The organism is Bradyrhizobium sp. SZCCHNR1043, from assembly GCF_032489675.1.
GTDB lineage: Bacteria > Pseudomonadota > Alphaproteobacteria > Rhizobiales > Xanthobacteraceae > Bradyrhizobium.
Map to the genome: position 1 here is coordinate 146,354 of NZ_JAUEYN010000003.1, position 18,814 is coordinate 165,167.

Sequence of the window (18,814 nt, forward strand, 5' to 3'; positions counted from 1 at the left end):
GGCGCGCACGTCGAGCGTTTGCGGTGGACTGTCCCAAATTGCGAGATCGGCTGTGGATGGACAGATGGAACCCGCCTCGCCGCCGAGTTCCCCGTCGATGCGCTTGTCGCTCGTTCGGGCCCGTGCTTGGCGCCCGCGCGCATTTCGCGATACTGTGCGGCGAAAAAGGGGCCAAAAGGGACCAGGAGTGAACCAGCATTCGGATGCCGGTCGCGCAACGTTTCAGGCGTTCGCGCGCGGGGCCGACTTCCTGCAGGGTGGCGGCGAGATGGGAGCGCTCATGCGCATCCATGATTGGTCACGAACGCCGTTGGGGCCGCCCGAGAGCTGGCCTCAGTCGTTGCGCACGTCGGTCAGCACCTGCCTGGACTGCGCGTTCCCGATCCTGATCTGGTGGGGCCAGGAGCTCGTCATGCTCTACAATGACGAGTATCGCCCGATCCTCGGCTCGCAGAAGCATCCCGCCGCGCTGGGGGCACCGGGGCGCGCGGTATGGTCCGAGATCTGGGAGGTCATCAGCCCGATGTTGCGGCAGGTCGTTGGGCTTGGCGAAGCGACCCGCTCACGCGACATGCCGCTGTTCATCGACCGCCATGGCTACCTCGAAGAGACCTATTTTTCGTTCTCCTATTCGCCGATTCGCGATGAGACCGGCGGCGTCGGCGGCGTATTCACCCCCGTCATCGAGACGACGGCCCGGGTCGTGGGCGAGCGCCGCATGCGGACCTTGCGCGATCTCGCCGCGCGCGGCCGTGCCGACAGTCTGGCCCATGCTTGTCGCGAAGCCACCGATGTCCTCGCCGAGAATCCGCATGACGTCCCATTTGCGGTGATCTACCAGCTCAGCGAGGATCAGCGATCGGCACGGCTGTTGAGCGCTGCGGGGGTGCAGCCGGACAGCGCGATCGCGCCGGCGCAGATTGCCCTCGACGGCAACGGAGGCGCGCTGTGGCCGATCCGGGAGGCGGCGCGTGCGGCGGCACCGATTCGCGTCGTGCTGGATCGTGCGAAATTTGCCGGCGTGCCGACCGGCGCATGGCCCGAGCCGCCACAGCTGGCGCTTGCGCTGCCGGTTGCCACGGGCCGGGAGCAGGCGACGGCGATCCTGATCTGTGGCGTCAATCCGCGCCGCGCCCTCGATGCCGAGCACCAGGGCTTCTTCGATCTGATGGCCGCTCAACTCGGCAGCGCCTTCGCCGAGACGCTGGCCTACGAGCAGGAGCGGCGCCGCGCCGAGACGCTCGCCGAGATCGATCGGGCCAAGACCGCGTTCTTCGCCAATGTCAGCCACGAGTTTCGCACGCCGCTGACGCTGATGCTCGGTCCGCTCGAAGATGTCCTGCTGCGGTCGCAGAGCTTGCCGCCGGTGGATCGCGACCGGTTGGAAATCGCCCAGCGCAATGCCTTGCGGCTGCTCAAGCTGGTCAACACGCTGCTGGATTTCTCGCGGATCGAGGCCGGCAGGATGCAGGCAGTCTACGCGCCGGTCGACCTCGCGAGCCTGACCGCGGAGATCGCCAGCACCTTCCGCTCGGCGATCGAGGCCGCCGGCCTCAGGCTGATCGTGGATTGCCCGCCGCTGCCGGAGCCGGCCTATGTCGATCGCGAAATGTGGGAGAAGATCGTCCTCAACCTGCTGTCCAACGCGTTCAAGTTCACCTTCACGGGCGACATCGAGGTCCGGCTCGTCCCCTGCGATCGTCATTTCGAGCTGAGCGTGAAGGACACCGGAACCGGCATCCCGCAGCACGAGCTGCCGCGACTTTTCGACCGTTTCCATCGCGTCGCCGGCGCGCGCGGCCGCACCCATGAAGGCTCGGGCATCGGGCTCGCGCTTGTGCATGAGCTCGCCGAGCTGCACGGTGGATCCGTCGCAGCGACCAGCGAAGCCGGGCAGGGCAGCACGTTCGTAGTCAGAATTCCCAGGGGACGAAGCCATCTGCCGTCCGACCAGGTCGACGCGGCGCCAGCGCAGGAGCCGATGCTCCGCGGTGAGCGCCCCTTCATCGAGGAGGCGTTGCGCTGGCTGCCGGATACGCCGCCGCTCGATGCGCACGCCGTTCGGGACATCGACGTCCCCGCCCCCTCCGCCAACAGGGACGGGCCGCGCCCCCGCATCCTCCTGGCCGACGACAATGCCGACATGCGCGACTATGTCCGCCGCCTGCTCGCAGCGCGCTACGATGTCGAGACCGTCGCCGATGGTGAAGCCGCGCTCGCGGCCATCGCCCGCGACAAACCCGACCTCGTTTTGTCGGACGTGATGATGCCGCGCATCGATGGCATGCAGTTGCTCGCCCGGCTGCGCGCCGATGAACAGGTCGGCACCATCCCGGTGATCCTGCTGTCGGCCCGGGCCGCAGAAGAGAGCCGCGTCGAAGGCATGGAGGCCGGTGCGGATGATTATCTCATCAAGCCGTTCAGTGCGCGTGAACTGCTGGCGCGCGTCGAGGCGCATCTCAAGATGGCCCGGCTGCGTGCCGAGGCGACGGAGCGGCTGCGTGCCAGCGAGGAGCGCTATCGCGCTTTCGTGACGGCGAGCTCCGACGTCGTCTATCGCATGAGTCCTGACTGGCGGGAGATGCGCCAGTTGCAGGGCAAGGACTTCATTGCCGATACGATGAAGCCGAGCCAGGGCTGGCTCGCGAAATACATTCATCAGGACGATCAGCCGCAGGTGATGGCGGCGATCAGCAGGGTCGTTGCGACGAAGAGCATGTTCGAGCTGGAGCACCGTGTCATCCGGATCGATGGCAGCCTCGGTTGGATTCATTCGCGCGCCATCCCCATTCTCGGGCGCAACGGCGAGATCATCGAGTGGTTCGGAACGGCGCGCGACATCTCCGAGCAGAACAAGGCCGAACGGGAGTTGCGCAAGAGCGAGGAGCGCCTGCGCAGCGCGGTCGAGGTGGGGCGGCTCGGCCTGTGGGACTGGAACGTCGCGACCGGCGAGGTGTATTGGTCGGACGAGCACTTTCGCATGGAAGGCTATGGTGTTGGCGAACTGACCCCGAGCTACGAGGTCTGGGCCGCGCGCATCCATCCCGACGATCGTCCCGCAGCCGAAGCCGCGCTTCACCGCGCGATGGAGGCGCACCAGGAATATGTCAGCGAGTTTCGTGTTGTGCATCCGGGCGGCGCAATTCGCTGCCTGTACGGCCGTGGGCGCTTCTTCTATGACGATGCAGGACGACCGATCCGCATGACCGGCGCCATGGTCGACGTGACCGAGCGGCGCGAATGGGAGGAGCGGCAGAAGGTGTTGGTCGCCGAACTGCAGCATCGCACCCGCAACCTGCTCGGCGTGGTCCGCTCGATGGCCGACAAGACGGCGCGCGCGAGCACCGATCTCGGCGATTTTCGCGCCCGCTTCCGTGATAGGCTGGATACGCTGTCGCGCGCCCAGGGCCTGCTGTCGCGCCTCAAGGAGCATGATCGCGTCACCTTCGACGATCTGATCCGCAGCGAGCTGTCTGCTGTCGCCGGCGGTTCCGAGCGCATCGAGCTTTCGGGGCCGTCCGGCGTTCGGCTGCGGTCGTCGACGGTTCAGACCCTTGCCATGGCGCTGCACGAGCTCGCCACCAACGCGGTCAAGTATGGTGCGCTGGCGCAGCCGTCCGGCCGGCTCTGCGTGGGCTGGTCGCTCGAGTGCGAAGGCGCGGAGGGACGACCCTGGCTGCACATCGAGTGGCGCGAGAGCGGCGTCGACATGCCGCCGCCAGCCACGATGCCCCGCGGCACCGGACAAGGGCGCGAGCTGATCGAACAGGCCTTGCCCTATCAGCTCAGCGCGAGGACCTCATACACTTTCGAATCCGACGGTGTCCGTTGCACGATATCGATTCCCGTTTCGCTCACCACACTGGAGCTCGATGAGCATGCCTGAACGCTCGCTTCGCGACCGTCATATCCTCATCGTCGAGGACGAATACATGCTTGCCGACGAGCTGCGCTGCGCCTTCGGCGGCGCCGGTGGCACGATCCTGGGCCCGGTCGGAACCGTCCCTGACGCGCTCGCGTTGATCAAACGCGAGGGGCGGATCGAAGGCGCCGTTCTCGACGTGAACCTGCGCGGCGACATGGCGTTTCCGGTCGCCGATCTGCTTGTCGAGCGCGGCGTGCCCTTCGTCTTCACCACCGGTTATGACGAATCGGTCATCCCGGACCGCTTCTCGAAGATCCTCCGCTGCGAGAAGCCGATTGCTGTCGATGGGATCATGCGCGCGCTCGGACGCCTGATCGAGAGGACGGCGCCGCAATGACGCGTTCGGCCCCGTCGGATTGAGCCGGGCGCCTCACACCTCGCGCCGGCTGAGGAAGGCGAGCCGCTCGAACAGGTGCACGTCCTGCTCGTTCTTGAGCAGCGCACCGTGCAGCGGCGGGATCAGCTTGCGCGGATCGCGCTCGCGCAACTGCTCGGGTCCGATGTCCTCGTTGAGCAGCAGCTTGAGCCAGTCCAGGAGCTCGGAGGTCGACGGCTTCTTCTTCAGGCCGGGCACGTCGCGGACCTCGAAGAAGATGCGCAGGGCCTCCTCGACCAGACGCTTCTTGATGTTCGGGAAGTGCACGTCGACGATGCGGCCCATCGTATCCGGATCGGGGAACTTGATGTAGTGGAAGAAGCAGCGGCGTAGGAACGCGTCCGGCAGCTCCTTCTCGTTGTTGGAGGTGATGATGACGATCGGGCGCAGTTTCGCCTTGATGGTCTCGTTGGTCTCGTAGACGTGGAATTCCATCCGGTCGAGCTCGAGCAGCAGGTCGTTCGGGAACTCGATGTCGGCCTTGTCGATCTCGTCGATCAAGAGCACCGGCCGCTGCTCGGCCGTGAAGGCCTCCCACAGCTTGCCGCGCTTAATGTAGTTCTTGATGTCGGACACCCTGCTGTCGCCGAGCTGGCTGTCGCGCAGCCGCGACACCGCGTCGTATTCATAAAGGCCCTGCTGCGCCTTGGTGGTCGACTTGATGTGCCAGGTGAGCAGCGGCGCGTTGACGGCCTTTGCGACTTCCTCGGCCAGCACGGTCTTGCCCGTCCCCGGCTCGCCCTTCACCAGCAGCGGGCGCTCGAGCACGATCGCCGCGTTGACGGCCACTTTGAGGTCGTCGGTGGCGACGTAGTCCTGGGTGCCGGTAAATTTCATCGCGTCTCGCTCATCGTTCGAACTTGTGTTGAGTGGCTACGCAGCGGCAACGCCGCTGCGGCCTTGAGATGATGGCTGCCATCGGAAGCAGAAATAATCAAGCGCGCCTGATCAATGAGAGGATCACGAGCACGATGACGGCGCCGATCGTGGCGTCCAGGATCGTCCCCAGCGTGCCGCTGGCGAGCGCAATGTGCAGTGCCGGCAGCACGTAGCTTGCGACCAGCGCGCCGATGATGCCGATGACCATGTTGCCGATCAGGCCGAAACCGGCGCCGCGCACGATCAGTCCTGCCAGCCAGCCTGCGATGGCGCCGATGATCAGCGCTGCGATGATACCCATGAAAGCCCCCATTTCGCCTGTTGTTCCAGGGATTGTAGAGCAAAATGCGGGCGGGTCCAGCGCGGGGCGTGGAGCGGCCCTTGACGTGCCCTCCCGGCCGCGCGATCTAATGGGCATGTTCCTGCAATTCTTCACAGCGCTGCGCGACGCGCAGGTCCCGGTCTCCTTGCGTGAATATCTCACGCTGATGGAGGCTGTCGACGCCGACCTCGCCGAGCATTCGGTCGAGAACTTCTACTATCTCTCGCGCACCGCGCTGGTGAAGGACGAGCGAAATCTCGACAAGTTCGATCGCGTGTTCGGCACCGTATTCAAGGGGCTGGAGAACCTGCTCGATGCGATGGAGAAGGCCGAAATCCCCGAGGAATGGCTGAGGAAGCTGGCCGAGAAATACCTCACCGAGGAAGAGAAGAAAGAGATCGAGGCCATGGGCTGGGACAAGCTCATGGAGACCTTGAAGAAGCGTCTGGAAGAGCAGAAGGGCCGTCACCAGGGCGGCAGCAAGTGGATCGGCACCGCCGGCACCTCGCCATTCGGCGCCTATGGCTACAATCCCGAAGGCGTCCGCATCGGCCAGGAGAAGAACCGCAACAATCGCGCCGTGAAGGTGTGGGACCGCCGCGAGTTCAAGGATCTCGACGGCAATGTCGAGCTCGGCATCCGCAACATCAAGGTGGCGCTGCGCCGGCTGCGCAAGTTCGCCCGCACCGGTGCGCCCGACGAGCTCGACTTGGACACCACGATCCGCGAGACCGCCAACCACGGCTATCTCGACGTGCATATGCGCCCTGAGCGGCGCAATGCGGTGAAGGTGCTGGTGTTCTTCGACATCGGCGGCTCGATGGATTCCCACGTCGCGCAGGTCGAGGAGCTGTTCTCGGCCGCCAAGAGCGAATTCAAGCACATGGAATATTTCTACTTCCACAACTGCCTCTATGAGGGCGTGTGGAAGCAGAACAAGCGGCGTTTCACCGATCGCACGCCGACCTGGGATGTGCTGCATAAGTACCCGCACGACTACAAGGTCGTGTTCGTCGGCGACGCGTCGATGTCGCCCTATGAGATCATGGTGCCCGGCGGCTCGGTCGAGCACGTCAACGAAGAGCCGGGCTCGGTGTGGCTCGACCGCGTCATTCGCACCTATCCACACGCGGTGTGGCTCAATCCGGTAGCGCAGAAGCATTGGGACTATTCGGAGTCCACCACCCTCATCCGCCGCATCTTCTCCGAGCGCATGTATCCGATCACGATCGAGGGTCTGGAAGCAGCGATGAAGGAGCTGGTGCGGTGATGCTGTCATTCCGGGGCGCCCGAAGGGCGAACCCGGAATCCCGACATTGCGTTGCCACTTCGAGATTCCGGGTTCGATGCTTCGCATCGGCCCGGAATGACGCCAAGAGGAAACGAGAGAATGCCCCAGACCATCACCCGCGGCATCAAGGCGCTGCTCGACGAAGCCAATGCCGAGATCGCCACGCTCTCTGCGGCTGAGGCAATCGAGGCCGCCAAGCGCGATGACGTCGTCATCGTCGATATCCGCGATCCGCGCGAGATCGAGCGCGAGGGCAGGATCCCCGGCGCGTTCTCCTGTACGCGCGGCATGCTGGAGTTCTGGATCGATCCGCAGAGCCCCTATGCCAAGGCGATCTTCCAAGAGGACAAGACGTTCATTTTCCACTGCGCTGGCGGCCTGCGCTCAGCGCTCGCTGCCAAGACCGCGCAGGACATGGGCCTGAAACCGGTCGCCCATATCGGCGGCGGCTTCGCGGCGTGGCGGGACGCCGGCGGGCCGGTCGAGGCCTGGGCGCCCAAGAAGAGGGATTGATCGCTGCCCATCACGCGCGGGCTTGACCCGCGTGTCCATCGCTTGAAGAAGATGGATGACCGGATCAAGTCCGGCCATGAGGACCGAAAGTGACCCCGGAGCCACGCATGACCACCCCCAACGACCCTCTCGTCTCCACCGACTGGCTCGCTGCGCATCTGGGCGATCCCAGGGTCAAGGTGCTCGACGCGACCTTCAAGATGCCGGGTGTGCTGCCGCTGCCGAAGGACGATTATCTGAAGGAGCACATCTCCGGCGCCGTGTTCTTCGACGTCGACGAGGTCTCCGACCATTCCAATCCGCTGCCGCACATGTATCCGAGCGCCGAGCAGTTCGGCCGCGACGCAGGCCGGCTCGGCGTCAGCAATGGCGATACGGTAGTGGTCTATGATTCCGGCGGCTGGGTCGCCGCGCCGCGCGCCTGGTGGATGTTCCTGTCATTCGGCCACACGGATGTGCGCGTGCTCGACGGCGGGCTGAAGAAGTGGATGGCGGAGGGACGCCCGGTCGAGAGCGGACAGGTCACGGCGGCGCTCGGCACCTACAGCGCGAAATTCGATGCCGCGCGCGTGCGCCGGATCGAGCAGATGGTTGCCAATCTCGCTGGCAATGCCGAGCAGGTGATCGATGCACGGCAGGCGCCGCGCTTCGCGGGCGAGGTCGCCGAGCCGCGGCCCGGCCTCCGATCCGGCCATATCCCCGGCAGCCGCAATCTGCCCTATGCGGAGTTGTTCGACGCGACGACCGGCGTGATGAGGCCGCTCGACCAGTTGCGCGAGGCATTCGGCGCCGCTGGAGTCGATCTCGCCAAGCCGATCGTGACCTCCTGCGGCTCCGGCGTGTCGGCGGCGGTGCTCACGCTGGCGCTCTATCGTCTCGGCATCTGCGACACCGCGCTCTACGACGGCTCGTGGTCGGAGTGGGGCATCGAGAACGGACCGCCGGTTGCGACCGGGCCAGCCTGATCGGCGGCTCCTCTTTACCGTGTGCGCGGCCCGGCCGCCTGCTGGCTGACCGCCTGCGGTTGACCGAACGGCTGCTGTCCGAACGGATCGGGGAATGCGGCCTGTTGCTGCTGAGCAGCAGCAGCAGCAGCTTGCCGTGCCGACCGGAGCCGCTGTGCGATGCGCCGCTGGTTGGCGCGGCGCGCCGCGATCTGCTTCTCGCGGGCCTGGCGCTTCTTGAGGATGCTTCGGCGCAACTGAATGCTCGCGACCTTCACCGAGGCACGATGCTCGCCGGCGGCGGGCCGCTCCTGATGAGCCGGCTGTTCGGCCAGTGCGGCGAGCTTGGCGGCGATCGGGTCGAGCACCGCCGGAACGGGCGCGAGCGCGGTTGAAGCGGCGGCTGCGGTCGTCATCATCGGATCGGCGCTGGCGAGGATCTGACGAGCTGGCGGCGGCGGTGCCACCACGGCGGCCGCAGCTTCACGCGACGCCCGCGGCGGGGCGGTCGCTGCAATCTCGGGCGAGCTGTCCATGCTCGGCTTGTCGAACGCTTTTTCGACCGGAACGACGATCGAAGCGGTCGTGTCCGGAATGGGGCGCTCCGGCTTGATGCTCTCGATCCGGTCATTCGTCGCGGACGCGGTCGCGACAATGGCGGAGGTGCGGGACGTGTCGACCGTTTCCGCCGGCAGCGAGGGCGTCGGCAGATCGGTGGCCACCGCAACGGGCGTCACTTCGGGCGCTTCTGTGAGCGGCGCCGCCGTCGACGGCGCGCTCGGCTGTTCGGACGTGGCCGGGGCAGCATCGGCCACGACCGGCGGCGGCGTCACCGGCGGTGTCGGAATCGAATCCACCCGCAGCACCGCGAGCACCGGCGTGGGTTCGGCCGGCGGTAGGAACGTCGTGAAGCCCGACGCCTGAGTCGTGCGCCAGGACGCGTTGCTGGCGAACTGCTCATGGGCGGCGCGCAACAGAGCCGCAGCGCCCATGCCGAAGATGGTGAGAGAAATGGAACAGACGATCGCGGCGACCAGAAAACGAAAGCCGGGAAGCATTGACGGTAACTCTCGCCACGGCAGCGGGACTGCCGAGACATTCGAGCCAGTAGGGAACGCGGTGATCACAGGGAATAGCCGCGTCCGCGACGAGGCCGGCTTCTGCCGTGCATCGCGAATCAGGCTCAAGTCAGAATACCGGAAGTGTTCCCGCCCGCTCGGCAAATCACGGCATCGATAGGGCCTGCGGGGGCTCCGCTGCACTTTTTCGGCGGCGTGAGACTTCCGTGCAACGACGGAGACATGATCACAAATTGCCGAAGTCGGGCCGCTCTGGCCGGAATTGTCTTGAATGCGCCGCTATCTTCGGCCATCTGGCACAGCAAAGGTCCCAATCGGCGGCTTGGGGATACTGCAAGGGCGATGATGATCAGACAAATCCTGACGGTTTGCGCGGTCGCGGCAGCGGGCGTGACGGCAGCTTCGTTTGCCGAGGCACAGCAGGTCTATCAGACCGCGCCTGGAGCGTATTCACCGGCGCCGACGCCTTACCCGGCCGATGCGCGCGGGCAGGGGCAGGATTTCGACGCGCTCGACGACGAGGATGCGCCTGGCAATTCCGCGGCCCTGCCGCCGCCCGGCCCGGTGATCTCGCCGGACGATCCGCGCTACGGTCGTCCAGCCAATGCGCCGGTCTATGGCGCTGCTGCTCCGACCGGCCCCATCCTGTCCCCCGACGATCCCCGATATGGGCGTCCGGCCGGTGCGGCGGTCTATGGAGCAGCTCCGAACGGCCCCGTGATGTCCCCGGATGATCCGCGTTACGGCCGCCCGGCTGGTCCGCCCTCGGTGATCTACGGTGATCGTCCCGCCTCCGGCCAACAGGCTTATGGTGGCGCCTACGGCAACAGCGCGCCCGGTGGCGACTCCGGCGCGCCGCGGCCGCCCGGCGCCGTCGGTGGCGCTCCCGCCGTCGCGGGCGCCGCACAGGCTCCGGCCGCCGGCGATAGGCCGATGACGGTGGCAGCCCTGCCGCCTGAGGAACAACCCGATGCGGCGCCGGCGCCGCTGCCGGCGAACCTGCGCCGCCAGGAGGTCGACTTCGTCACCAAGGAGCCGCCGGGAACGATCGTCGTCGATACGCCCAACACCTATCTCTATCTGGTGCTCGGCAACGGCCGGGCGATGCGCTACGGCGTCCGTGTCGGCCGCGAAGGCTTCACCTGGACCGGCGTGCAGAAGATCACCAAGAAGACCGAGTGGCCGGACTGGTATCCGCCGAGCGAGATGATCGAGCGCCAGCCCTATCTGCCGCGCTTCATGGCCGGCGGTCCCGGCAATCCGCTCGGCGCCCGCGCGATGTATCTGGGCTCGACCGTGTACCGCATCCACGGCACCAACCAGCCGTCGACCATCGGCAAGTTCGTGTCGTCAGGATGCATCGGCATGCTGAACGACGACGTCGCCGACCTGTTCGACCGGGTCAAGGTCGGCACCCGCGTGGTCGTGATGCCGGGCGGTGCACCTCCGGGCTCCGGCAAGAACATGGCTGCCGCCGCGGCCTCACCGGCTCAGGCGCCTGTCCAGGCGCAGGCGGCCGTGCCGGCTAGCCAGCCGGCCAACATGCAGCCACTGCCGCCGCCGGTCACGATCCGCTGAGGCGCGTTTGCCCGAGCTGAGCCCGTTGGAAACACCCTCCTCGCGGAGGGTGTTTTGCTTTGTGAGCTGCTCTCGCCTGCCTCAAGCCAGCCGGCGCGGCGGCTCGGACCCGGCGAGCCAGGCGGCGATGCAATCGACCATCTGACCGTAATGGGCCCGAAAGCTCTCCTCGGTGACGTAGCCGAGATGCGGCGTGATCACGACGTTGCCGAGCCCGCGCAGCGGATGGGCGACCGGCAGCGGCTCGACCGAGAACACGTCGAGCCCGGCGCCGGCGATGCGCTTGTCGCGCAGCGCCTGCAGCAGCGCGGCCTCGTCGACGATCGGTGCGCGCGAGGTGTTGACGAGGTAGGCGGTTGGCTTCATCCGCGCGAGGTCGGCGGGGCCGACCAGCCCGCGTGAGCGGTCGCTGAGCACGACATGGATGGTGATGACATCGGCGGTCGCGAACAGCTCCTCCTTGGTGGCGTAGCCGACGCCCGCCGCGTTGCAGCGGTCTGGCGTCAGGTTGGGGCTCCAGGCGATCACGTTCATGCCGAACGCCTTGCCGAGCTCCGCCACCTTGGTGCCGAGCTTGCCCAGCCCGATCACGCCCAGCGTCTTGCCCTCGATCTCCACGCCGCCCAGCGCCTGCCAAGGCTCGCCGGCATGCATGCGGGCGTTCTCCTGGCCGATCCTGCGGGTCAGCTCCAGGATCAGGCCCATGGTGAGCGGTGCGGTGGGGTCACGACCATATTGCGTGCCGCAGACCATGATGCCGCGCGCCTTGGCGGCCTCCATGTCGATGGCGGCGTTGCGCATGCCCGAGGTGATCAGGAGCTTCAGCTTCGGCAACCGCTCGATCAGGGAGCGCGGCAATGGCGTCCGCTCGCGCATCGCACAGATGATGTCGGCATCGGTGAGCGCGCCGGCGGCCGCTTCCTCGTTGCCGAATGGCTGTGTGAAAGCCGTCACATCCACTCTGTCGGCCAGCCGGGGCCAGTCGGCCAATGAGAGGGCCGTATCGTAATAGTCGTCGAGGATCGCACAGCGCAGCCGTGTCATCGGCAAGGTCCATTCATCGGGAAACGGCGGCAATCATGAATGCCGTCGGGAATGGAGCCATGCTTGCGCGCAAAGGGCTGGGTGCGCAAGGCGTCGTCCGCTGTGACGCGGAACCAGGCGATATCAGTCGAGGCGGGTCTTCAGCCGGAACGCGGCGTCATGGCCGTATTTGGCGCGCCAGGCGGGGCCGGGGCCACGCATGTAATGCAGCTCCGGTCGGTACGGGTTGAACGCTCGCGTGACGAAGTCGCGCCAGAAGCCGCGGATCTCGTCGACGATCCCGGATCGGTCGTTGCGGTGGGCCGCCGGAGCGGGCAGGGAGGCTGAGGTGAAGGCTGCCATGACGGGCTCTCGCTGTTGTCGGTCGCGGCTTTTGCCGCTTGGGCGCGCGGGGTCTTGCGGGCCGAGACCGAGTGTCCCGCCGAATTAATTAAAAGATGGTTGCAATTGTCGTGATCCGCCACACACAAGGTGACGGACCCGTATTCGTCCGTGGGCGGGAGGCCCGTCCCGGCGCAGGAACGACCGTGATTCTCCCGGCATTTGTTCCGGTCAGGACCGGCTCGCCGGTTGCCCTTTGGGGACCGCGCGGTTACATCAGCGGCAACCATTTTCCGAAAATTCCGGCAGGCTTCAAGGGACACGCGATGGCGCGCCAGTTCGTCTACTTCATGCAGGGTCTGTCCAAGGCCTACCCGACCCGCAAGGTGCTCGATAACATCCATCTGTCGTTCTATCCGGACGCCAAGATCGGTGTGCTCGGCGTCAACGGCTCCGGTAAGTCCACCCTGCTCAAGATCATGGCCGGCATCGACAAGGACTATACCGGCGAGGCGTGGGTCGCCGAGGGCGCCCGCGTCGGCTATCTCGAGCAAGAGCCGCAGCTCGATCCAAAGCTCACGGTGCGCGAGAATGTCATGCTCGGCGTCGGCAAGCAGAAGGCGATTCTCGATCGCTACAACGAGCTGGCGATGAACTACTCCGAAGAGACCGCTGACGAGATGACCAAGCTGCAGGACGAGATCGAGGCGCAGGGCCTGTGGGATCTCGACAGCAAGGTCGACCAGGCGATGGATGCGCTGCGCTGTCCGCCCGACGATGCCGACGTCGCCAAGCTGTCCGGCGGCGAGCGTCGCCGCGTCGCGCTGTGCCGGCTTCTGCTCGACCAGCCCGAGCTGCTGCTGCTCGACGAGCCGACCAACCATCTCGACGCCGAATCGGTGTCGTGGCTCGAAGGCCATCTGCGCAACTATCCGGGCGCGATCCTGATCGTCACCCACGACCGCTACTTCCTCGACAACGTCACCAGCTGGATCCTCGAGCTCGATCGCGGCAAGGGCATCCCCTACGAGGGCAACTACTCGTCCTGGCTGCAGCAGAAGCAGAAGCGGCTGGAGCAGGAAGGCCGCGAGGACGCGGCGCACCAGCGCACTTTGGCGCGCGAGCAGGAGTGGATCGCGGCGTCGCCGAAGGCCCGCCAGGCGAAATCCAAGGCGCGCTATCAGCGCTACGAGGAGCTGCTCAAGAAGGCGAGCGAGAAGCAGACCCAGACCGCGCAGATCATCATTCCCGTGGCCGAGCGGCTCGGTAACAACGTCATCGATTTCGAGGGGCTGACCAAGAGCTTCGGCGATCGCCTGCTGATCGACAATCTCACCTTCAAGCTGCCGCCCGGCGGCATCGTCGGCGTCATCGGCCCGAACGGCGCCGGCAAGACCACGCTGTTCCGCATGATCACGGGACAAGAGAAGCCGGACGCCGGCACCATCACCATCGGCGAGACCGTGCATCTCGGCTATGTCGACCAGTCGCGCGACGCGCTCGATGGCAACAAGACAGTGTGGGAAGAGATCTCCGGCGGCAACGAGCTGATCCTGCTCGGCAAGAAGGAAGTCAACTCGCGCGGTTATTGCTCGTCGTTCAACTTCAAGGGCGCCGACCAGCAGAAGAAGGTCGGCGCGCTGTCGGGTGGTGAGCGCAATCGCGTGCATCTCGCCAAGATGCTGAAGTCCGGGTCCAACGTGCTGCTGCTCGACGAGCCGACCAACGATCTCGACGTCGATACCCTGCGTGCGCTCGAAGAGGCCCTGGAAGACTTCGCCGGCTGCGCCGTCATCATCAGCCACGATCGCTGGTTCCTCGACCGTATCGCGACCCACATGCTGGCCTTCGAGGGCGACAGCCATGTCGAATGGTTCGAAGGAAACTTCCAGGACTATGAGAAGGACAAGATGCGCCGGCTCGGCCAGGACAGCGTGATTCCGCACCGGGTCAAGTACAAGAAGCTGACGCGCTGATCTCAGGACATCGCAAGGCGCGACGCTGTCTTCGTTCCGGGACAAAGCGTCGCGCCCAGGCTGCGGCCAGTTGTCGCTTCCATGTGCGACGTGATTGCGTAGATAGTCGTTCCGCAATCCCATCCAGCCGCGAGAAAATCCCATCATGTCTTCCCCCGACGCGACCCTGTCCTCCAAGGGCGGAGCGCTGCGCCCCATTCCAATGCTGATCTTCGGCTCGCGCTGGCTGCAGCTACCGCTCTATGTCGGGCTGATCATCGCACAGGGCGTCTATGTCGTGCTGTTCCTGAAGGAGCTCTGGCACCTGTTCGCTCACGCCTTCGATTTCTCCGAGCAGCAGATCATGCTCGCGGTGCTCGGCCTGATCGACGTGGTCATGATCTCGAACCTGCTCGTGATGGTGATCGTCGGCGGCTACGAGACCTTCGTGTCGCGGCTGAATCTGCAGGGCCATCCCGACGAACCCGAATGGCTCAGCCACGTCAATGCCAGCGTGCTGAAGATCAAGCTGGCGATGGCCATCATCGGCATCTCTTCCATTCATCTGCTCCGTACCTTCATCGAGGCCGGCGCGCTCTCGTCGGGCAAGTCGAACTACACCGAGACCGGCGTGATGTGGCAGACGATCATCCACACGGTCTTCATCCTCTCCGCGATCGGCATCGCCGTGGTCGACAAATTGTCGAATGCCGCGATCGAAGAGGCGAAGCAGGCGGGGCATTGAGCGGCAGCCTCGAGTTCCGCCGCGCGGTCTGCTGACGTTCACAACGGCCGCGGGCTGTGCTAGCCGTATCGGATGGCTCGGCAGCTGCTAATCCGTTTGCGCAGGCTCGTTCTCGTCGGTCTGGTGCTCTGCATGTTTGGCGATGGCCAAGCGAGCGCGACCGACGCCGCCTTCACGGAGTTCGTCAACTCGCTCTGGCCCGAAGCCAAGGAGCAGGGCGTCTCCCGCGCGACGTTCGAGGCCGAGACGCGCGGGTTGGAGCCTGACTACAAGCTTCCCGATCTGCTGCTGCCCGGCCGGCCCGCGACGGGGGCGCCGGCGCAGGCCGAGTTCGTGCAGGTGCCAGCCGACTACATCAAGGAAGCGTCGATCGCGCGGCTGGCCGCGCATGGTGAGAAGCTGATCCAGAAATATCGTTCGGCGCTCGCCGAGATCGAACGCCGCTTCGGCGTGCCGGGGCCGGTTGTGCTCGCGATCTGGGGCCGCGAAACCGATTTCGGCCGCTATGCGCTGCCCTACGATGCGCTGCGCGTGCTGGCGACGCAGGCCTATGTCGGCCGGCGCAAGGACCAGTACCGCACCGAGTTCATCATGGCGCTGAAGATGCTGAGCGACGGTGTCGTGTCGCGCGGCGATCTCAGGGCCTCATGGGGCGGGGCGGTCGGGCTCACCCAGTTCCTGCCGTCGGAGTACTACAAGCACGGCGTCGATCTCGATGGCGACGGCAAGGTCGATCTCTGGCATTCGGTGCCGGACGCGCTGGGCTCGGCGGCGCTGCAGCTTGCGAACAAGGGCTGGCAGCGCGGCGTGCGCTGGGCCTACGAGGTCAAGCCGCCTGCCAATGTCGATTGCGCGATGGGTGTGCCGGAGGTGAAGAAGCCGATCGGCGAATGGCTGCGGGCCGGCTTCGTCCCGGTGCGTGGCCAGCGGCTGAGCGCCGCCGAGCAGCGGCAGCCAGCGTCGCTGCTGCAGCCTGAGGGCATCTATGGTCCGGCTTTCCTGACGACGGCGAACTACTTCGTCATCAAGGAGTACAATTTCTCCGATCTCTACGTGCTGTTCGTCGGCCACCTCGCGGACCGCATGACGAGTTCGGCCCCGTTCGCGACGCCGTGGGCGGCGTCGAAGCAGCTTCGGAGCAAGGACGTCGAGGCGATGCAGAAGGGCCTGACGCGGCTCGGTCTCTACGGCGACAAGCTGGACGGCAAGGCCGGCATGCAGACCCGCGCCGCGCTCGGCGCATTTCAGAAGAAGGCGGGCCTGAAGGTCGACTGCTGGCCGAGCGAGTCGGTGCTGCAGGCGATCAACGCCGCGCGCTGATCGACCGAATTCAGCGGGTTGGCCGGCAGCAAAAAGCCCGGCCGCAGGGCCGGGCTTGCTGCAACGCTATGCGTCGTCAGGATCAGTAGCAGACGCGAACCGGGCGCGACACCCAGCCGTAGCCGTCCCAATAGCGCTCACGGCGCCACACGCACGGCGGCGGGCCCGGCGGAGGGGCTTCGACATAGACCGGACCACCATAGGCCGGGCGGCTGGACGCGATCGCGCCGCCGATCAGGGCGCCGCCGATCAGGCCGGCAGCCACGCCGGCACCCACGTCGCCAGCCTTGGCGGCTGGTGCCGTCACGCTCAGCGACCCGGCGATGGTCGCAACCGCAAGCACTGCGGTCAGGATCTTCTTCATGTTCCGAGATCTCCTGGAAGGCGCCCTCGCGGGCACCAGGTTGGTGATTCACGCACGATCAGGGGCCGTCAGTATCGTGAGAAAACACGACAATCCGTCAACCCTTCGTAAACTCTGTCCGACCTGATGCGACGGAAAAACGGTTTTTTCTGGCCGTGGAGGCCGCCGTTCTCAAAATTCCGGTGCAAGGTCATGGAATTAATGAAGGTGAACGATCACTCGCAAACGCGGACGCGGCGAAGCCGCCAGCCGTAGCCGTCCCAGAAGCGCTGGCGTTGCCAATAGCAGGCATAGCCGGGATCGGCGACGTAGGCAGGCCCGCCGTAATAGGAGTAGCCCGGCCCGTAAGAATATCCTGGCGAGTAGGAGTAGCCCGGCCCGTAATAATAGGGATTGCTGCCCGCAGCGATGGCGCCACCGATGAGGGCGCCGCCGAGCAGGCCGGCAGCGACACCGGCGGCGACACGACCATTGCGCGCTTCAGCAGGAGCAGGGGCCAGCGCTGCGGTCGACAGCGTCGCGACGGCGGCCAGGGCCGCAAGAGTCTTCTTCATGACCTTAACCTCTCTCACTCCAAGTCGGCGGATCGCGCATCAAGCGATACGGCAGGTTCACATATCCCGCTTGAATGATCAATGAACGGGCGCGTTCCATTGGACGACCCATCTCAAGGATGCGTTCAATGCTGCAGTGCACAAAATTTGACGCCGGTTCGGAGCAGGCATGACTCCCACGATGACGATCGTCGTGGCGATCGGACTGACCTCGGCCATCTGCTACGCGCTGCTGGTTCGCGCCGACCGCGGGCCCAACCGCCGCCGCTCTTCCACCGACACCACCATCAGCGATTCCGGCAGCTCATCGCACGACGGCCAGGGGATCGAACTTGCGAGTTGGTTTTCCAATACCTCGTCAGACGTCGTGGGAAACCCGATCGATGGCGGGGGTGACGGTGGTGACAGTGGTGGAGGCGACGGGGGTGGGGGCGACTGAGTTCCGGCTGCTCGATCGCCACTCGATGGTCGTCCGGCGACGACTTTGATCTGCGGCAAGCTCGCATAGTTGGAGTCGTTCTAGATTGATCTGGAAATTGGAATCGCTTCAAAAGCGCCGTTTTCCCTTTGCGCGGGTAGCTGCGGATGACTATCGATACCTGACCAAGGACGATTGGCCGGTTTCTCATGATTGTTTGTTCCTGCAACGTCATCAGCGATCACGACATCCGCAACGCGGTGAAGTCTGCGGACGAACTGCCGCGGAACCCCAAGCAGGTCTACGGTTGCCTGGGGTGCAGCGCGGAATGCGGCCGCTGTGCGCGCACGATCAAGACGATCATCGACGAGGCGCTGGGTCCTTGCGCCCGCTCCTGCCAGGTTGGCTGTCAGCACGGCCACCATCATGGGGCGGCGCCGGTGCAGGCGATCGATGACGACCTTCAGAGCCGGTTCGCGCTCGCCGCCTGCTGACAGGCGTTTGCCCTCGGTCGCGTGCTTTCCGCCCTAAAAATGCACATGAACGGGGGTCGTCTCCGCACTTCGAACCTGTTATTGAGCGCCTGCGGCCTCTAACTTTTTCGGAGCTTATCCATGCAGGGCGACCCCAAGGTCATCGAATATCTCAACAAGGGATTGCGCAGCGAGCTGACTGCCATCAACCAATATTGGCTGCACTATCGCCTGTTGAACAATTGGGGCCTTCTCGACATGGCGAAGGTCTGGCGCAAGGAATCCATCGAGGAGATGGAGCACGCCGACAAGTTCACCGACCGCATTCTCTTCCTCGACGGCTTCCCCAACATGCAGGTGCTCGATCCGCTGCGCATCGGCCAGAACGTCAAGGAGATCATCGAGTGCGATCTCGCCGCCGAGATCGGCGCGCGGACGCTGTATCAGGAAGCCGCAACCTATTGTCACGGCGTGAAGGACTACGTGTCGCGCGACCTGTTCGAGCAACTGATGAAGGACGAGGAGCATCACATCGATTTCCTCGAGACCCAGCTCGACCTGATCAACCGGATCGGTCTCGAACTTTACACGCAGAAGCACGTCGGCGGCCTCGAGAGCGAGCACTGACGTCGACGGTGAGGCGGTCGTCCGCTTTCGGTACAGGGTCGATTCACGGTTGGTGTTTCATGCCTTGAATCGACCGCCCCTGTGAC

The 18,814-nt window shown here is 65.4% G+C and carries 19 protein-coding genes; 12 read left to right on the forward strand and 7 right to left on the reverse strand.

The window, feature by feature from the left end; all coding sequences use genetic code 11:
• Positions 1-187 precede the first annotated feature (187 nt).
• Complete coding sequence (locus QX039_RS05990; protein WP_315738599.1) at positions 188-3,886, forward strand: PAS domain-containing protein; 3,699 nt, start codon at positions 188-190, stop codon at positions 3,884-3,886.
• Positions 3,879-4,262, forward strand: a complete 384-nt coding sequence (locus tag QX039_RS05995) for a response regulator (RefSeq protein WP_315738598.1) — start codon at positions 3,879-3,881, stop codon at positions 4,260-4,262. The genes QX039_RS05990 and QX039_RS05995 overlap by 8 nt, the downstream gene beginning before the upstream one ends.
• Positions 4,263-4,295: 33 nt before the next feature.
• Here QX039_RS05995 and QX039_RS06000 read toward each other — a convergent pair whose 3' ends face one another.
• Both QX039_RS06000 and QX039_RS06005 read right to left on the reverse strand, forming a co-directional pair.
• A complete protein-coding gene (locus tag QX039_RS06000) occupies positions 4,296-5,138 on the reverse strand; it encodes a MoxR family ATPase (RefSeq protein WP_315717852.1) in 843 nt (280 codons plus the stop codon).
• A 97-nt stretch (positions 5,139-5,235) separates the two neighbouring features.
• Positions 5,236-5,481, reverse strand: a complete 246-nt coding sequence (locus tag QX039_RS06005) for a GlsB/YeaQ/YmgE family stress response membrane protein (protein WP_315738597.1) — start codon at positions 5,479-5,481, stop codon at positions 5,236-5,238.
• Between the two features lie 115 nt (positions 5,482-5,596).
• Here QX039_RS06005 and QX039_RS06010 point away from each other — a divergent pair, with 115 nt between their 5' ends.
• The 3 genes from QX039_RS06010 (at position 5,597) to sseA (ending at position 8,271) form a co-directional block, all read left to right on the forward strand.
• On the forward strand, positions 5,597-6,772 hold the full coding sequence (locus QX039_RS06010) for a VWA domain-containing protein (RefSeq protein ID WP_315738596.1): 1,176 nt from the start codon (positions 5,597-5,599) through the stop codon (positions 6,770-6,772).
• A gap of 120 nt (positions 6,773-6,892) precedes the next feature.
• A complete protein-coding gene (locus QX039_RS06015; RefSeq protein ID WP_315738595.1) occupies positions 6,893-7,306 on the forward strand; it encodes a rhodanese-like domain-containing protein in 414 nt (137 codons plus the stop codon).
• A 107-nt stretch (positions 7,307-7,413) separates the two neighbouring features.
• Positions 7,414-8,271, forward strand: coding sequence for a 3-mercaptopyruvate sulfurtransferase (gene sseA / locus QX039_RS06020; protein ID WP_315738594.1), 858 nt, complete (start codon positions 7,414-7,416; stop codon positions 8,269-8,271).
• 14 nt (positions 8,272-8,285) lie between these two features.
• Here the strand turns inward: sseA and QX039_RS06025 are convergent, their stop codons facing one another.
• Positions 8,286-9,308, reverse strand: coding sequence for a hypothetical protein (locus QX039_RS06025; protein WP_315738593.1), 1,023 nt, complete (start codon positions 9,306-9,308; stop codon positions 8,286-8,288).
• A gap of 363 nt (positions 9,309-9,671) precedes the next feature.
• On the opposite strand from QX039_RS06025, the gene QX039_RS06030 reads away from it, so the two are divergent.
• A complete protein-coding gene (locus QX039_RS06030) occupies positions 9,672-10,907 on the forward strand; it encodes a L,D-transpeptidase (protein ID WP_315738592.1) in 1,236 nt (411 codons plus the stop codon).
• Between the two features lie 81 nt (positions 10,908-10,988).
• On the opposite strand, the gene QX039_RS06035 is transcribed toward QX039_RS06030, so the two are convergent.
• Positions 10,989-11,951, reverse strand: a complete 963-nt coding sequence (locus QX039_RS06035) for a D-2-hydroxyacid dehydrogenase family protein (RefSeq protein WP_315738591.1) — start codon at positions 11,949-11,951, stop codon at positions 10,989-10,991.
• A gap of 123 nt (positions 11,952-12,074) precedes the next feature.
• Complete coding sequence (locus QX039_RS06040; protein WP_315738590.1) at positions 12,075-12,293, reverse strand: hypothetical protein; 219 nt, start codon at positions 12,291-12,293, stop codon at positions 12,075-12,077.
• Between the two features lie 305 nt (positions 12,294-12,598).
• Here QX039_RS06040 and ettA point away from each other — a divergent pair, with 305 nt between their 5' ends.
• The 3 genes from ettA to QX039_RS06055 all read left to right on the forward strand — a co-directional run bounded on the left by ettA (position 12,599) and on the right by QX039_RS06055 (position 16,292).
• A complete protein-coding gene (gene ettA / locus QX039_RS06045; protein ID WP_315738589.1) occupies positions 12,599-14,248 on the forward strand; it encodes an energy-dependent translational throttle protein EttA in 1,650 nt (549 codons plus the stop codon).
• Positions 14,249-14,393: 145 nt separating this feature from the next.
• Entirely contained in the window at positions 14,394-14,972 is a 579-nt protein-coding gene (locus QX039_RS06050) for a TIGR00645 family protein (protein ID WP_315738588.1), read from the forward strand.
• Between the two features lie 132 nt (positions 14,973-15,104).
• Positions 15,105-16,292, forward strand: coding sequence for a lytic murein transglycosylase (locus tag QX039_RS06055; RefSeq protein ID WP_315738587.1), 1,188 nt, complete (start codon positions 15,105-15,107; stop codon positions 16,290-16,292).
• Between the two features lie 82 nt (positions 16,293-16,374).
• Here QX039_RS06055 and QX039_RS06060 read toward each other — a convergent pair whose 3' ends face one another.
• Positions 16,375-16,656 (reverse strand): hypothetical protein, encoded by a 282-nt coding sequence (locus tag QX039_RS06060; protein WP_008964967.1) that lies wholly within the window; start codon positions 16,654-16,656, stop codon positions 16,375-16,377.
• A 215-nt stretch (positions 16,657-16,871) separates the two neighbouring features.
• Complete coding sequence (locus QX039_RS06065) at positions 16,872-17,210, reverse strand: hypothetical protein (RefSeq protein ID WP_315738586.1); 339 nt, start codon at positions 17,208-17,210, stop codon at positions 16,872-16,874.
• Positions 17,211-17,391: 181 nt separating this feature from the next.
• Between QX039_RS06065 and QX039_RS06070 the strand changes: the two genes are divergently transcribed.
• The 3 genes from QX039_RS06070 to bfr all read left to right on the forward strand — a co-directional run bounded on the left by QX039_RS06070 (position 17,392) and on the right by bfr (position 18,728).
• Positions 17,392-17,649 carry a hypothetical protein gene (locus QX039_RS06070; protein WP_315738585.1) on the forward strand — a complete coding sequence of 86 codons (258 nt, stop codon included), beginning with the start codon at positions 17,392-17,394 and terminating at the stop codon, positions 17,647-17,649.
• Positions 17,650-17,837: 188 nt separating this feature from the next.
• A complete protein-coding gene (locus QX039_RS06075; protein WP_315738584.1) occupies positions 17,838-18,122 on the forward strand; it encodes a bacterioferritin-associated ferredoxin in 285 nt (94 codons plus the stop codon).
• 120 nt (positions 18,123-18,242) lie between these two features.
• Entirely contained in the window at positions 18,243-18,728 is a 486-nt protein-coding gene (gene bfr / locus QX039_RS06080; protein ID WP_315717837.1) for a bacterioferritin, read from the forward strand.
• Positions 18,729-18,814 lie beyond the last annotated feature (86 nt).

Bases quoted from the DNA above. Each gene is read 5' to 3' on its own strand.
- QX039_RS05995 (WP_315738598.1), top strand. From the start codon at position 3,879: ATGCCTGAACGCTCGCTTCGCGACCGTCATATCCTCATCGTCGAGGAC.
- QX039_RS06000 (WP_315717852.1), bottom strand. From the start codon at position 5,138: ATGAAATTTACCGGCACCCAGGACTACGTCGCCACCGACGACCTCAAA.
- QX039_RS06005 (WP_315738597.1), bottom strand. From the start codon at position 5,481: ATGGGTATCATCGCAGCGCTGATCATCGGCGCCATCGCAGGCTGGCTG.
- QX039_RS06010 (WP_315738596.1), top strand. From the start codon at position 5,597: ATGTTCCTGCAATTCTTCACAGCGCTGCGCGACGCGCAGGTCCCGGTC.
- QX039_RS06015 (WP_315738595.1), top strand. From the start codon at position 6,893: ATGCCCCAGACCATCACCCGCGGCATCAAGGCGCTGCTCGACGAAGCC.
- sseA (WP_315738594.1), top strand. From the start codon at position 7,414: ATGACCACCCCCAACGACCCTCTCGTCTCCACCGACTGGCTCGCTGCG.
- QX039_RS06025 (WP_315738593.1), bottom strand. From the start codon at position 9,308: ATGCTTCCCGGCTTTCGTTTTCTGGTCGCCGCGATCGTCTGTTCCATT.
- QX039_RS06030 (WP_315738592.1), top strand. From the start codon at position 9,672: ATGATGATCAGACAAATCCTGACGGTTTGCGCGGTCGCGGCAGCGGGC.
- QX039_RS06035 (WP_315738591.1), bottom strand. From the start codon at position 11,951: ATGACACGGCTGCGCTGTGCGATCCTCGACGACTATTACGATACGGCC.
- QX039_RS06040 (WP_315738590.1), bottom strand. From the start codon at position 12,293: ATGGCAGCCTTCACCTCAGCCTCCCTGCCCGCTCCGGCGGCCCACCGC.
- ettA (WP_315738589.1), top strand. From the start codon at position 12,599: ATGGCGCGCCAGTTCGTCTACTTCATGCAGGGTCTGTCCAAGGCCTAC.
- QX039_RS06050 (WP_315738588.1), top strand. From the start codon at position 14,394: ATGTCTTCCCCCGACGCGACCCTGTCCTCCAAGGGCGGAGCGCTGCGC.
- QX039_RS06055 (WP_315738587.1), top strand. From the start codon at position 15,105: ATGTTTGGCGATGGCCAAGCGAGCGCGACCGACGCCGCCTTCACGGAG.
- QX039_RS06060 (WP_008964967.1), bottom strand. From the start codon at position 16,656: ATGAAGAAGATCCTGACCGCAGTGCTTGCGGTTGCGACCATCGCCGGG.
- QX039_RS06065 (WP_315738586.1), bottom strand. From the start codon at position 17,210: ATGAAGAAGACTCTTGCGGCCCTGGCCGCCGTCGCGACGCTGTCGACC.
- QX039_RS06070 (WP_315738585.1), top strand. From the start codon at position 17,392: ATGACGATCGTCGTGGCGATCGGACTGACCTCGGCCATCTGCTACGCG.
- QX039_RS06075 (WP_315738584.1), top strand. From the start codon at position 17,838: ATGATTGTTTGTTCCTGCAACGTCATCAGCGATCACGACATCCGCAAC.
- bfr (WP_315717837.1), top strand. From the start codon at position 18,243: ATGCAGGGCGACCCCAAGGTCATCGAATATCTCAACAAGGGATTGCGC.